Annotated in this window: 11 protein-coding genes; 7 read left to right on the top strand and 4 right to left on the bottom strand. The window is 70.8% G+C overall.

Annotated elements, in window-relative coordinates; all coding sequences use genetic code 11:
• The first annotated feature begins 61 nt into the window (after nucleotides 1-61).
• Entirely contained in the window at nucleotides 62-919 is an 858-nt protein-coding gene (locus QRN44_RS01265) for a M15 family metallopeptidase (RefSeq protein ID WP_285038098.1), read from the top strand.
• 160 nt (nucleotides 920-1079) lie between these two features.
• On the opposite strand, the gene pgm is transcribed toward QRN44_RS01265, so the two are convergent.
• The 3 genes from pgm to QRN44_RS01250 form a co-directional block, all read right to left on the bottom strand.
• On the bottom strand, nucleotides 1080-2699 hold the full coding sequence (gene pgm / locus QRN44_RS01260) for a phosphoglucomutase (alpha-D-glucose-1,6-bisphosphate-dependent) (RefSeq protein ID WP_285038097.1): 1620 nt from the start codon (nucleotides 2697-2699) through the stop codon (nucleotides 1080-1082).
• A 28-nt stretch (nucleotides 2700-2727) separates the two neighbouring features.
• On the bottom strand, nucleotides 2728-3024 hold the full coding sequence (locus QRN44_RS01255; protein ID WP_285038096.1) for a PIN domain-containing protein: 297 nt from the start codon (nucleotides 3022-3024) through the stop codon (nucleotides 2728-2730).
• Between the two features lie 201 nt (nucleotides 3025-3225).
• Nucleotides 3226-4794: an alpha/beta hydrolase gene (locus QRN44_RS01250; protein ID WP_121292274.1), complete on the bottom strand. Its 1569-nt coding sequence runs from the start codon at nucleotides 4792-4794 to the stop codon at nucleotides 3226-3228.
• A gap of 289 nt (nucleotides 4795-5083) precedes the next feature.
• On the opposite strand from QRN44_RS01250, the gene pheA reads away from it, so the two are divergent.
• The gene (gene pheA / locus QRN44_RS01245) at nucleotides 5084-6046 is read left to right on the top strand and encodes a prephenate dehydratase (RefSeq protein ID WP_175117986.1); all 963 of its coding nucleotides are present in this window, start codon (nucleotides 5084-5086) and stop codon (nucleotides 6044-6046) included.
• Nucleotides 6047-6072: 26 nt separating this feature from the next.
• Here pheA and QRN44_RS01240 read toward each other — a convergent pair whose 3' ends face one another.
• The gene (locus tag QRN44_RS01240) at nucleotides 6073-6741 is read right to left on the bottom strand and encodes a GntR family transcriptional regulator (RefSeq protein ID WP_285038095.1); all 669 of its coding nucleotides are present in this window, start codon (nucleotides 6739-6741) and stop codon (nucleotides 6073-6075) included.
• Nucleotides 6742-6834: 93 nt separating this feature from the next.
• Between QRN44_RS01240 and QRN44_RS01235 the strand changes: the two genes are divergently transcribed.
• The 5 genes from QRN44_RS01235 to QRN44_RS01215 all read left to right on the top strand — a co-directional run bounded on the left by QRN44_RS01235 (nucleotide 6835) and on the right by QRN44_RS01215 (nucleotide 13926).
• On the top strand, nucleotides 6835-8124 hold the full coding sequence (locus QRN44_RS01235) for an MFS transporter (RefSeq protein WP_436278720.1): 1290 nt from the start codon (nucleotides 6835-6837) through the stop codon (nucleotides 8122-8124).
• A 203-nt stretch (nucleotides 8125-8327) separates the two neighbouring features.
• Entirely contained in the window at nucleotides 8328-9668 is a 1341-nt protein-coding gene (gene gdhA / locus QRN44_RS01230; protein WP_285038167.1) for an NADP-specific glutamate dehydrogenase, read from the top strand.
• A 171-nt stretch (nucleotides 9669-9839) separates the two neighbouring features.
• A complete protein-coding gene (locus QRN44_RS01225) occupies nucleotides 9840-11132 on the top strand; it encodes an NAD(P)/FAD-dependent oxidoreductase (protein ID WP_285038094.1) in 1293 nt (430 codons plus the stop codon).
• A complete protein-coding gene (locus QRN44_RS01220; RefSeq protein ID WP_285038093.1) occupies nucleotides 11129-12355 on the top strand; it encodes an FAD-dependent oxidoreductase in 1227 nt (408 codons plus the stop codon). Before QRN44_RS01225 ends, QRN44_RS01220 begins: the two co-directional genes overlap by 4 nt.
• Complete coding sequence (locus QRN44_RS01215; RefSeq protein ID WP_285038092.1) at nucleotides 12352-13926, top strand: ABC transporter substrate-binding protein; 1575 nt, start codon at nucleotides 12352-12354, stop codon at nucleotides 13924-13926. The genes QRN44_RS01220 and QRN44_RS01215 overlap by 4 nt, the downstream gene beginning before the upstream one ends.
• The last annotated feature ends 38 nt before the right edge of the window (nucleotides 13927-13964 follow it).

Here is a 13964-nt window from a genome sequence, read left to right as displayed (position 1 = left end):
GTGCAAGCCTGTCGACAGTGTGGCAGAGGCGCATGCGCCGTGTCGCGGTTAGGCTCGACGTGTGACCGCAGCCCACCAGCCCTCCCACCGACGCCCGGTTTCGCGGCGCGTCCGACGCAACCGCGTGATCGCGTTGAGCGTCCTGGCCGCCGCGCTCGCGATCCTGCTGGTGGTGCTCGTCGTGAACATCGCCGGCGGCGCCACGCCCACCCCGGCCGCCGCCACGAAGACGCCGAGCGCGACCCCGTCCGTCACCCCGACGCCGACCCCCACGCCGACGCCGACACCGACGGAGACGGTGCCGGTCGCGCCCCCCGCCCCGCCGGCGTTCGACAAGGCCGCCTACTCGATCGACGACCCGCTGAGCCCGTGGGTGGTCGTCAACAAGACCCGGCCGCTGAACCCGGTCGACTACACGCCACCGGACCTCGTGTCTGTCCCCGTCGCCCACACCTGGGACCCGCTGTTGCGTGCCGAGGCCGCCGCCGCGATCGTGCAGCTGTTCGACACCGCTTCAGCCGAGGCCGGCCTGTCGCTCGCTTCGAACAGCGCCTACCGCAGCTACTCGAGCCAGGTGTCGGTGTACGACAGCGAACCCGACGACTCGACGACCGCGCGCCCCGGCTACAGCGAGCACCAGACCGGCTGGACGATGGACATCGGTGCCGAGAGCGGCAACTGCTCGCTCAACACCTGCTTCGGCGACACGGCGGAGGGCCAGTGGCTCGCCGCGAACGCCTACCGCTTCGGTTTCCTGCTGCGGTACCCGGCCGACAAGGTCGACGTCACCGGCTTCTCGTTCGAGCCGTGGCACTACCGCTACATCGGCGTGCCGCTCGCGACCGAGATGCACAACACGGGCGTGACGACGCTCGAAGAGTTCTTCGGGCTCCCCGCGGCCCCCGGATACCTGAACTAGCCCTTCGACAGGCTCAGGGACCGGGCGTCGGCTCAGGGACCGGGCGTCGGCTCAGGGACCGGGGTAGCGTCAGGGAAGACCGGTCACTGAGCCTGTCGAAGTGCGCCCTTCGACAGGCTCAGGAACCGCCCTTCGACAGGCTCAGGAACCAGGAGATGAGCTAGGCGCCGAGGGCGGCGTCGACGATCTGCTTCGCCTCCGCCTGGACGAGCTTGAGGTGCTCCGCGCCCTTGAACGACTCGGCGTAGATCTTGTAGACGTCCTCGGTGCCGGACGGACGCGCGGCGAACCACGCATGCTCGGTCACGACCTTGACGCCGCCGATGGCCGCATTGTTGCCCGGCGCATGGCTGAGCTTCGCGACGATCGGGTCCCCGGCGAGCTCGGTCGCCGTGATGGCGTCGCCGTCGAGCTTGCCGAGCCGCGCCTTCTGTTCCTTCGAGGCTGCGGCGTCGACGCGCTCGTACACGGGGTCGCCGAAGCGCTCGGTCAGTTCGCGGTAGAGCACCGAGGGGGTCTTGCCCGTCACGGCGAGGATCTCCGCGGCGAGCAGGCAGAGGAGGATGCCGTCCTTGTCGGTGGTCCACACCGAGCCGTCGAAGCGGAGGAAGCTCGCACCGGCGCTCTCCTCGCCACCGAAGCCGACCGAACCGTCGACGAGACCGGGGACGAACCATTTGAAGCCGACCGGGACCTCCCAGAGGCGGCGTCCGAGGGACTCGGCCACGCGGTCGACGACCGACGACGACACGAGGGTCTTGCCCACGGCGGCGTCGTCGCGCCAGCCCGGCCGGTTCGCGTAGAGGTAGTCGATCGCGACGGCGAGGTAGTGGTTGGGGTTCATGAGCCCGGCGTCGGGCGTGACGATGCCGTGGCGGTCGGCGTCGGCGTCGTTGCCGGTGAGGAGGTCGAACTCGTCGCGTCGTGCGACGAGCGCCGCCATGGCGGAGGGCGACGACGGGTCCATGCGGATCTTGCCGTCCCAGTCGAGCGTCATGAACGCCCAGGCCGGGTCGACGTGCGGGTTCACGACGGTGAGGTCGATCTCGTAACGGTCGGCGATCGCCTGCCAGTAGTGGACGCTCGCACCGCCGAGGGGGTCGGCGCCGATGCGGATCCCGCTGCGCTTGATGGCGTCGAGGTTGATGATGTGCTTCAGGTCGTCGACGTAGTTGCCGCGGAAGTCGTACGTCTCGACGGCGGACGGTTCCGCCATCTTGACGTCGTGCAGCCCACCGGCGATGAGCTCGTTGGCGCGGTTCGCGATCCAGGAGGTCGCGTCGGAGTCGGCAGGTCCGCCGTGCGGGGGGTTGTACTTGAAGCCGCCGTCGGCCGGCGGGTTGTGGCTGGGCGTGACGACGATGCCGTCCGCCTGGTCGCCGTTGCCCTCGGCGTTGTACTTGAGGATCGCGTGGCTGAGCGCGGGGGTCGGGACGAAGTCGTCGAACTCGTCCACCAGGACGCGCACACCGTTGGCGACCAGGACCTCGAGCGCCGTCGTCTGCGCCGGCCCACTGAGCGCGTGGGTGTCGGATCCGATGAAGAGCGGCCCGGTGATCCCCTGGCTCGTGCGGTACTCGACGATCGCCTGCGTGGTCGCGGCGATGTGGTCCTGGTTGAACGCGGTGTTCAGCGAGGAGCCGCGGTGGCCGGAGGTGCCGAACACCACCCGCTGCTCGGGGATCGAGACGTCCGGCTTCAGTGTGTAGTAGGCGTCGATGAGCGACGGGACGTCGATCAGATCTGCTTCGGTGGCGGGGGTACCTGCGCGATCGTTCATCGCACCAGTCTGGCAGGAACGACCGATGTCAGGAAGGCGCTTGACCCGTGGCGAGCGGCGATTCCCACCGGAGGTCCGGGAAGCGCACGAAGTCGCCATCGAGCGTCACGAAGGTCGCCCGGTGTTCGATCGCGAGTGCGGCGTGGGCCGCGTCCGAGACGAGGTTGCCTCGGGCCTCGACCGCTGCACACAGCGAGGTGAAGACCGTCCAGAACGACGGGCCAGGGCGGACCACCTGTACCCCGGGCTCGTCGCGGAGTCGCTGCATCTGGTCCAGCGCGACGGAGATCGGAGTGGGATCGACGAAGATCCGACGCTGGGTCACGATCCGGATCTACCCCGCGAGCACGGCTTCGCTGACGCCCAGGGGCTCTCTCGATCGGACGGCATCTTCCAACCAGGTTGCGAGCCGACGAAGGCGTATGCCGGTATGTCAACCACGCTACCTTCTCCCATCGGCGCAGGGGTGAGCCGACACGGATCTGTGGAGTGGGCGCTGCTCCAGGTACCTGTGGAGGGCCGTCGACTAGTGCGTGGCGAGGAGCGCCGCGGCCGAGGCGGAAGCGGAGGTGTTCGTGGAGGAGCTCGTCGTGGATGCGCCCGCCCCGACGCCCGCGGCATCCGGCACGGAGCCGCGCTGGTGGGACGACCCGGGCGTCGTCAGATCGTCGACCGCGGACGCCTGACCCGTGACGATGCGCTGGATCGCGTAGAGGCTCTCGGTCGCCGGCCCGAGGTACTTCCCCCGGTCGTCGGCGTTGCTCGACCCGACCGCGTTGTGCCCGTCGACGGCGCCGAGGTGGTCGCCGTCGCCGAGCGTCAGGCCGTCGGAGCCGAAGATGGTCGCGCCCCAGGAGCTCATCGCAGGATCGGCCCGACCGGACAGGAACTGGCCGAGACCGGCGAGGGTGTCGGCGCTCGCCTGGGAGGCGTACACGCGGCCGGCCGGGACGTGCAGATCCTCGATCCCGATCTCCGTCGGGATGCCGGCCGAGCCGAGCATGACGAAGTCGTCGACGTGGTAGTCGCCGGACGCCAACGCCAGCGAGGCCGTCGCCGTGCCGTAGGAGTGCGCCACGACGCTCAACTGGGAGACGATGCCGCGCGCGGAACGGACGGCGTCGTATCCGGCGAGCACTCCGGCGAGCAGGGGTGCTCCTTCGACCGCCCGGTCGTTCGACGGCACTTCGAGCGCGCTCGGGCTGTGTCCGCCGATCCAGAGGATGACCGCGCTGTCGGCTGCGGCGCTCTGGATGCGCTTCGCCCCGCGCAGGTAGTCGTCGAGTTCGAGGGCGCTGCTGTTCATCCCGGGGACGAACACCGTGACGTAGGCGGCGGTGTCCACGTCTCCCACGGCGACAGCGACCCGCGGGGGTCCGGAGCCGCCCGCCTGCAAGGTGATGAGGTACTCCGGCTGGAGGCGGGCGGCGATCGCGTCCGGCGAGTACCGGTCGACGAGCAGCTTGATCGCGTCCAGCCGCGACAGGGTCGTGGCGAGCGCCGCCGAGTCCGCCTGCCCGTCGACCTGGTCGCTGCTCACCGTCAGCGAGCGGTAGCTCGCCTCGGTGTCGGCGAGGAGGCCGGCGAGGCGGGAGACGTTGGCCGTCGCCCGGTCCGTGTAGGCGACGCCCTCGAGGTTGCCGATGACCGCCGGGTAACCGGTGATGAGCAGTGCGCGGTAGCCGGGAGCGAGCTCGGTCCACAGCTGTGCGACCTGCGATGAGGACATCGTCGTGAGGGCCGTCGCCGCCGCAGCGAGGTCGCCGGCGTAGGCGGTGGTGAAGGCGGCGGCCGTCATCGTCGGGACGGAGGAGGCCGCCGGTGCGAAGTCGGCGGCGGAGATCGCGGTCGCGCCGGCGGTCGAGGTCTGCGTCACCGTGACGACGCCGGCCAGGATCGCGGCGATCGCGACGGTCATGACGAGCGACTTGACGAGTGTCGCTCGGGCGGCCGAGATCGGCCGGTGCACCCAGGCCGGCAGCGACAACGACGGGAGGTTCCAGGAGGAGCCGAGGCTGAACACGGCCTCGCCGCCGCTCGCCAGGTTCAGCCGGGGAGTGGACCGCGGGGCGGCGTCGGTGAAGACACTCGTCACGTCACTCCTGTTCCTGTCTCAGCCCGTCGGGTGGCGCCTCGCGCGACATGGGTCACGCATCGAGATCGGGGAGACGAACGGCCGTGAACTCGCTTCCCGAGACGAGCGGCAGCGCTCAATACACCCTTGTATCCATTGTGACGGGTATTGGCGTGATTTGAATAGCTCAAAACGGGGGGTATCGGGGCCGAAACGGCCCGATCTTCCTGGAAATCACCCGAATGTGACCTGCATGGGAGTCAACGGCCGTTCCAGAGCGTGTCGCAAAGCACACGGTACGCTCGGAGGCATGCCAGCCGCACCCGCCGACGACGCCCTCCGGAGCTACAGTTTCCTCGGTCCGAGCGGGACCTTCACCGAGGTGGCGCTCGGCCAGGTCGAGGAGGCCAAGGGTCAGATCTGGAAGCCCGTGTCGAACGTCGGCGAGGCGCTCGGCGACGTCCTCGAGGGGCGCAGCACTGCCGCGGTCATCGCCATCGAGAACTCGGTCGACGGGGGCGTGTCCGTGGCGCAGGATGCACTCGCCACGATGCCCGGTCTCCGCATCGTCGGCGAAGTGCTCGTGCCGGTGAACTTCGTACTCGTCGCCCGCCCCGGAACCCGCCTCGAGGACGTCGCGGTCGTCAACGCGCACCCCGTCGCCTACGGGCAGTGCCACCTCTGGCTCGACGCCAAGCTGCCCTCGCACGGACACATCCCGGCGTCGAGCAACGTCGCCGCCGCAGCCTCCCTGCTCGACGGCACCTCGACCGCCGACGCCGCGGTCGCCCCGCCCGGCATCGTGAACCACTACGACCTCGACCTCCTCGCGGAGAACATCGGCGACAACCCGAACGCCGTGACCCGCTTCGTCGTCGTCAGTCGCTCACGGGAGATCCCGGCCAGGACGGGCGCCGACAAGACGAGCCTCATCGTCGAATTGCCGAACGACGAGTCCGGCTCGCTGCTCGGCATGCTCGAGCAGTTCTCCACGCGAGGTGTGAACCTGAGTCTCATCGAGTCCCGGCCCATCGGCGACGCGCTCGGCCGCTACCGCTTCGTGATCGACGCCCTCGGTCACATCGAGGACGAGCGGATGGCCGACGCCCTGCTCGGGCTCCGGCGGTTCAGCCCGAACGTGATCTTCCTGGGCTCGTACCCGAGCGCCGACCGCACCGCCGTCGACTACCACTCGCGCTACAACGACGAGGTGTTCATCGAGGCCCGTGACTGGTTGCGCGGGCTGCTGTCGGCGGAGCCGCTCGACGACTGAGCCGCCGTGGCGGTCGGGTGTCGCGTTCAGCTGACGATGTCGACACCGTGACCGCGGAGGCGCCGCTGGTCGGCGGTGAGCGATGCGATGAGCCGCTCGTTCGTCCCGCGGATGTGGCGCGCGACGAGGTCCGCCGCGCGCTCGGGGTCGCGCGCCGCGACCGCATCGAGGATGGCGCGGTGCTCCGTGGCGGCCTGCTCTCGGGCCTCAGGCGTCCGCACCTCGAGCCAACGGGTGCGGGCGAGCCTGACCATCGCGCCGCGCACCCCTTCGGCGAGCAGGTGGTTCGCCGACAGCGCCGCGAGCTCCTCGTGGAAGTCGCCGCCGACGCGGAGGACCGTGTGCTCGTCGTCGGGGCGGGGCTCGTCGAGGAGGGTGCGGATCGCGGCGAGCTGCGCTTCGGTCGCGCGTCCGGCGGCGAGCCGGACGCCGGCGGTCTCGAGCGCCTCGCGGACCTCGGCGATGAGCCCGATCTCCTCGAGGTCGATGGGTGCCACGATCCAGCCGCGGCCGTCCCGACGCGCCAGACCCTCGGCCTCGAGCCGGGTGAGTGCGGCGCGCACGGGCGTCCGTGACGCCGCGAACCGTTGCTCGAGCCCGCGCTCGGTGAGCGGCTGCCCGGGCGCGAGGTCGAGGGTCAGGATCGCCCCGCGGAGACGCTCGTAGAGCTGCGTGGTCTGCGTCGGACTACTCATGCGTGTTCCCGATCCGGCCGGTGACAATTGGTATACCAAAATGGTGTACCGTCATGCTAGCAGTGGGAGACACCCACCGCAGGAAGCGGCACGATGACCGGATCGACACCAGCCCCCGAGGCCCCGGCGATCGCTCGCGGGGCGCGTCCACCGATGCCGAACGCCGGTCGGGCCTGGACCGTCCTCGGGCTCGGTGTCGCCGCGCAGACCGCCGGCACGCTCTTCGTCAGCACCCCGGCGTTCCTCATCCCGCTCCTGCACGCCGAGCGGGGCATGTCGCTCGCCGAGGCCGGCGTCCTGGCCGCCGCCCCCACCCTCGGCATGGTGCTGACGCTCATCGCCTGGGGCTGGCTGGCCGACCGTGTCGGCGAGCGCATCGTCATCGCCGGCGGCCTCGCCCTCACCGCTCTGGCCGCTGCCGGGGCGATCGCCGCGGACGGCCTCATCCCGTCGCTCGGCTACGGTCCGCTCGGCGTGCTACTCCTCCTCGGTGGCGCCGCCTCAGCGAGCACGAACTCTGCGAGCGGCCGGATCGTCGTCGGCTGGTTCCCGAAGGACCGCCGCGGTCTCGCGATGGGGATCCGTCAGATGTCGCAGCCCCTCGGCGTCACGGCGGCCGCGGTGACGGTGCCATCCGTGGCGGCGGCGTCGGGCATCTCCGCCGCCCTCGTGATCTCGCTCGTCGCGACGGGTGTCCTCGCCGTGGCCTGCACGATCGGACTCCGGAATCCGCCACGGACCGTGGTGTCGAAGCCGGTCCCGACGGCGACGACGCCGAACCCTGTGGCCGCGCGACCCCGCAACCCCTACCGAGGCGACGGCTTCCTCTGGCGCATCCACGCCGTGTCGATCCTGCTCGTGGTGCCGCAGTTCACCCTCACGACCTTCGCGCTCGTCTGGCTCGTCGCCGATCAGGGCTGGAACGCGCTCGCGGCGGGCGCGCTCGTCGGTGTCGCGCAGTTCGTCGGAGCGATCGGTCGGATCGGCGTCGGGGTGTTGAGCGACCGCCTCGGCAGCCGGGTGCGGCCGCTGCGCTGGGTGGCGGTGTCGGCGGTCGTCGTCATGCTGCTCCTCGCCGGTGTCGGGCTGCTGCAGTGGCCGGTGGCGGTCGCCGTCGCGCTCGTCGTCGCCAGTGCGGTGACGGTCGCCGACAACGGGCTCGCCTTCACCTCGGTCGCGGAGATGGCAGGCCCCACCTGGGCGGGGCGGGCGCTGGGAGCGCAGAACACCGGCCAGTTCATCGCCGCGTCGGTCGTCGGCCCGGCGGTCGGCGCGCTCATCGGCCTGGTGGGCTATCCGCTCGCCTTCCTCGCGGTCGCGGTGCTCCCGGCCCTCGCGATCCCGATCATCCCGAGCGAGGCCGCGGAGCGCGACCACCTCTAGGCCGTCGTCCCACCGGTCCGGTCGGCTCGTCTAGTCGACGTTTGACGGATATCTATCGCGGCTGCCAGGCTTGCCGAGGCCCCACGACGGCCCGTGTACCTCCCCGCCGGCGAGTCGCGCTCCACTGCCTCCGACCACCGTCGAACGACAGCCGGAGACGCCTGGTCGGCCGATCAGAAAGCACCACAGTGACCGGCACCACCATGTCCACCGACCCCGTCCACGCCGTCGCGGAGGCCGCCATGCGGCGCAACGCGGGCGAACCCGAGTTCCACCAGGCACTCCTCGAAGTCCTCGAGTCCATCCGCCCGGCGCTCGAGGAACACCCGGAGTACCTCGAGGCGGGCATCCTCGAACGCCTCGTCGAACCCGAGCGGCAGGTCGTGTTCCGCGTGCCGTGGACCGACGACCGCAACCGGGTGCAGGTGAACCGCGGCTTCCGCGTCCAGTTCAACTCGGCGCTCGGCCCGTACAAGGGCGGGTTGCGCTTCCACCCGAGTGTGAACCTGTCGATCGTGAAGTTCCTCGGGTTCGAGCAGATCTTCAAGAACGCTCTCACCGCGCAGGGCATCGGCGGCGCCAAGGGCGGCAGCGACTTCGACCCGCACGGGCGATCGGACGCCGAGATCATGCGCTTCTGCCAGAGCTTCATGAACGAGCTCTACCGCCACCTCGGCGAGCACACCGACGTCCCGGCCGGCGACATCGGCGTCGGCGCGCGCGAGATCGGCTTCCTCTTCGGCCAGTACCGGAAGATCACCAACCGTCACGAGTCGGGCATGTTCACCGGCAAGGGCGTCGGCTGGGGCGGCGCCGAGGTGCGCACCGAGGCGACCGGGTACGGGACGGTCTTCTTCGTGGACGAGATGCTCGCCGTCGACGGCCGCGGGGTCGAAGGCAAGCGCGTCATCGTGTCGGGCTCCGGGAACGTCGCGACGTATGCGATCGAGAAGGTCCACCAGCTCGGTGGTACCGCCGTCACGGCGTCGGACTCCTCCGGGTACGTGGTCGACGACGCCGGCATCGACCTCGAGCTCCTCAAGCAGATCAAGGAGGTCGAGCGCGGCCGGATCTCCGAGTACGCCGCCCGCCGCCAGGGCGCCCACTTCGTCGCCGGCGGCAGCGTGTGGGACGTCCCAGGGGAGATCGCGCTGCCGAGCGCGACGCAGAACGAGCTGCACGAACGCGACGCGATCGCCCTCGTGAAACACGGCGTCATCGCGGTCGCGGAGGGCGCGAACATGCCGTCGACGCCCGAGGCCGTGCGGGTGTTCCAGCAAGCCGGCGTCCTCTTCGGCCCGGGGAAGGCGGCGAACGCCGGTGGCGTGGCGACCTCGGCGCTCGAGATGAGCCAGAACGCGGCCCGGCAGCGGTGGTCCTTCGACGACAGCGAGGTGAAACTGCGCGGCATCATGCACGGCGTGCACCGCGCCGCTTATGAGGCCGCCGAACGGTACGGCCGGCCGGGCGACTACGTCGTCGGGGCGAACACCGCCGCGTTCGTCAAGGTCGCGGACGCGATGCTCGCCCAGGGCGTCATCTAGCCCCGCCCTGTCCCCGACTCAGGGGTCCTCCGGCGCGTCGACCGCTGACGGGCCCGGCGCGCCGCACACCTCCTGAGTCGGGGACGCGGAACCCGCCGGCGAGGGACGCGGCGGGTGTCGGATTGCGACGGGGTGGTCGGCCCCTGGACGGCGAGTGACTAGCCTCGAAGGGTGACCGACCCCCGCCCCGCAACCACCGTCATCGTCGGCGCCGGCCTCTTCGGCCTGGCGACCGCCGTCCACCTCGCCCGCGCCGGTCGACGGGTGACGATCCTCGAGTCGGGCACCGCCGCCGGTGCGACCACCGCAGCCGGAGCGGGCTTCGTCGGCCTCTGGGCGGCGGGCTACGCCTGGTACTGGGACGAGTCGGAACTCGCCCTCGAGCAGGCCGGCCTCGACTTCTACCGCGGGCTCGACGCTGCCGGATACGACATCGGGCTGCGGAACACGGGCAACGTGTGGCTCGCCCTCACCGAGCAGGCCGTGCTCGACCACCTGCTGCCGTTCGCCGAGCACCCGCTCCGCCCCGAGGACGCACGCCTGCTCACCGCCGTCGAGACCGCCGAGCTCGTTCCGGGTCTCGACCCCGAAGCGATCGTCGGGGCGTTCATCCATCCCGACGGCATCCAGATCAGCGCGCCCGACGCCGGAATCGCGCTCGCGGCGCTCGCCCGGGCCGAGGGCGTCGAGATCATCGAGCAGACGCCCGTCGTCGATCTCCTCGCCGAAGGTGGCCGAGCCGTCGGCGTGCTGACCGCCACCCGCGAGCGCGTCCTCGGCGACGAGGTCGTCCTCGCCGCAGGGTCCTGGACGAACGAGCTCCTCGCCGCGACGGACCGCGTGCTGCCGTTCGCGCGGGTGATCGCGAGCCGCCTGACCACCGCCCCGTTCGGTCTCGGCGAGGTGCCGACCCTCATGATCCCGGAGCTGGACGGACTGTGGATCAGGGAACACCTCGGTGGTCTCACGTACGGCAACGGCGTCGGCTACGAGGCGCTCGCCGTGCGCGACAGCCCCGCGGATCGCCGACCGGACCGCCCCGACCTCGTCGAGGCGATGCGCGAGCACCTGTCGCCGATCGTCTCAGAGCTCATCCCGGCCGCCGCGCCCGTCGTCGACGACGCCGAAGCCGTGCAGGGGATCGTGTCGTACACCGCGGACCGCCGCTTCATCGCAGGGTCCGTCCCGGAGCTCGACGGGTTGTTCGTCGTGGCCGGCGACAACGAGTCCGGGGTCACGCACGGCCCTGGACTCGGCCGGATGCTCGCCGAACTGATCGTCACAGGTGAGAGCCCCTTCGTCGACGCGTCGCGGTACGCCCCCGGTCGGTTCCCGTCCCGTCCGTTCGCCGACGAAGCCGCCGTGGCCGCCGCGATGCCGGCCCGTCGGGCGGTCGACGCGCGCGGCACCGCAGCGAAGCGCGTGACGACGGAGTCGGGCCTGCCTGCGGAGTCGGGCCGATGACCGCGCCGGGTCCGGCAGCGGACGCGACGCCGACCGCGCTGCCGGCGCGCGCTGAGGTCGTCGTCATCGGTGCCGGGATCGTCGGTGCGGCGGCTGCGCGCTCGCTGGCCGAGCAGGGCCGCGACGTCCTGCTTCTCGAGCGGTACCCGCGCGGTTACGAGCACGGCTCCTCCCACGGAGCGACCCGCATCTTCCGTCAGGGCTACGACGCCGACGACTACGTCGCCCTGACGTCGGAGGCGCTCGCGGCCTGGCGGGCGCTCGAATCGGCGAGCGGGCGGACGCTGCTCGACCTCACCGGCGCGCTCGACCACGGCCGCCCCGAGATGCTCGCGGCCATCGAGACGGCGATGACCCGAGGTGGGGTCGCGTCGGAGCGCCTCACCCCGGATCAGGCGAGCGACCGCTGGCCCGGACTGCGGTTCGACCGCGAGGTCCTCCACCACGCGACCGGCGGGCGACTGTACTCCGCCGAAGCGATCGAGGCCCTGCTCGACCTCGCCGAGGTGGCCGGAGCGACCCTGCGCTTCGGCGTGCGGGTGTCGGGTGTCGAACCGACTGGGTCGAACGATGCGACCGCCGGTGTCGGCGGTGCCGTCGTCCGCACCGAGCTGGGCGACGTCGTCGCAGACCACGTGGTCGTCGCGGCCGGCTCCTGGACGCCAGACCTCGTCGGCGCGCTCGCTCGCAGCGTCGGTCGTCCGCTGCCCGAGATCGTCGTGACGCAGGTCCAGCCCGCACACTTCCCGAGCGGGCTGCGCGCCGACGCCTGGCCGAGTTTCGTCCACTACCCCGCCGAGGGGTCGAGCGTGTACGGGCTGCTGACGCCGGGCGAGGGGGTCAAGGTCGGGCTGCACGGCGGTGCCGTCCACGTCCACCCCGACGAACGCGACGGCCTCGCCGAACCCGAGGAACTCGCGCGGCTCACCGCCTACGTCGCCGAATGGGTGCCCGGCGTCGACGCGTCCAAACCCCATACCATCAGCTGCCTCTACGATCTGAGCCCCAGCGAGGATTTCGTGATCGACCGGATCGACAGCATCATCGTCACGACGGGATTCTCCGGTCACGGGTTCAAGTTCGGCCCGGTGCTGGGACGCCTCATCGCCGATCTCGTCGACGGAGCCGAACCGCACCCGAGGTTCGCGCTCGCCGCGCACGCGGTACCCGTCGCGCCATCAGCAACAGCACTCCCGCAGTCACCCGAAGGAACCGCTCCATGAACCGATCCGCCAGATTCGCCACGGTCGCCGTCGGCCTCGGTGTCGTCGCCGCCCTCACCGGTTGCACGGCCCAGGGCGGCACCACCACGACCACCGCGCTCGTCATCGGCACGACCGATCAGATCGTCTCGCTCGACCCGGCCGGTGCCTGGGATCGCGGATCCTTCACGCCGCAGAACCAGATCTACCAGCACCTCCTCAGCTACGACGAAGGCGACGTCGTCCCCGCGCCCGACGCGGCGGAATCGTGCGACTTCACCGACGAGACCACCTACGTCTGCACGGTCAAGGAGGGGCTGACGTTCTCCAACGGTCACGCGCTCACCGCCGAGGACGTCGTCTACTCCTTCACCCGCGTCCGTGAGATCGCCGCCGACAACGGCCCGTCGCCGCTGCTCGCGAACCTCGACAGCGTCGAGGAGGGTGACGACAACCAGGTCGTCTTCCACCTCACGGTGCCGAACGACCAGACCTGGCCCTACGTGCTCACGAGCATGGCCGGGCCGATCGTCGACGAAGAGGTCTTCCCGGCTGACAAGCTGCTGAGCGACGACGACGTGATCGGCTCCGGCCCCTACGCGGTCGACAGCTACCAGGCGGGCGGGCTGCTCTCCCTCGAGGCGAACTCGCGCTACTCCGGGACCCGCGCGAAGACGCAGCACGTCGTGCTCAAGCCGTACACGACGGCGTCGAACCTGCGGCTCGACCTGGAGAAGGGCGACGTCGACATCGCCTACCGCTCGCTGACCGCGACGGACGTCGCCGACCTCCGGAGCGACTCCGACCTGCAGGTCGTCGAGGGGCCGGGCGGTTCGGTGCGGTTCCTCACGTTCAACCTGAACACCCAACCGGGCGCGAACGACGCGCAGAAGCTCGCCATCCGGCAGGCGGTCGCGTCGCTCGTCGATCGTGAGGAGATCGCCGACCAGGTCTACAAGGGCACGTACGCGCCGGCCTACTCGGTCGTCCTCGACGGGCAGACGGGTGCGACGCCCGCGTTCCAGACCGCGTACGGTGACGCGCCGGACCCGGCGAAGGCTGCCGCGATCCTCGCGGCCGCGGGCGTCAGCACCCCCGTCGCTCTGCCGATCCAGTACACGAGCGACCACTACGGCCCCGACTCCGACCAGGAGTACGCGCTCATCAAGTCGCAGCTGGAGGAGTCCGGTCTGTTCACCGTCGACCTGCAGTCGACGGAGTGGACGAGCTACGTGAAGGAGCTGAACCCGGAGTCCGGTTACCCGGCGTACCAGCTCGGGTTCTTCCCGGACTACCCGGACCCCGACAACTTCCTGCGTTCGGCGTACTCGACGACCGGGGCGTCCGTCGCCAACGGCTACTCGGACCCGGCCGTCGACGCGCTCATCGACACCGAGGCGACGGCGACCGACCCGGCGGCGCGCATCGCGGCGATCGAGCAGATCCAGGCGCTGACCGCGACCGCGGCTCCGATCATCCCGCTCCTCCAGGGCACCGAGACGGTCCTCGCCCAGAAGAACGTGACGGGCCTCGAGGACACGCTCGACGCCACCTACACCTTCCGCTTCGCGGTCCTCGACCGAACGAAGTAGCCCGGTCTGGTTGCGCCAGCGCGGTGCGCTGACGTGGG

The organism is Plantibacter sp. lyk4-40-MEA-4 (assembly GCF_030209415.1).
Taxonomy (GTDB): Bacteria; Actinomycetota; Actinomycetes; order Actinomycetales; family Microbacteriaceae; genus Plantibacter; species Plantibacter flavus_A.
The sequence above is the reverse complement of the archived record's forward strand: the minus strand, read 5'-3'. Positions and strand labels throughout refer to the sequence as shown.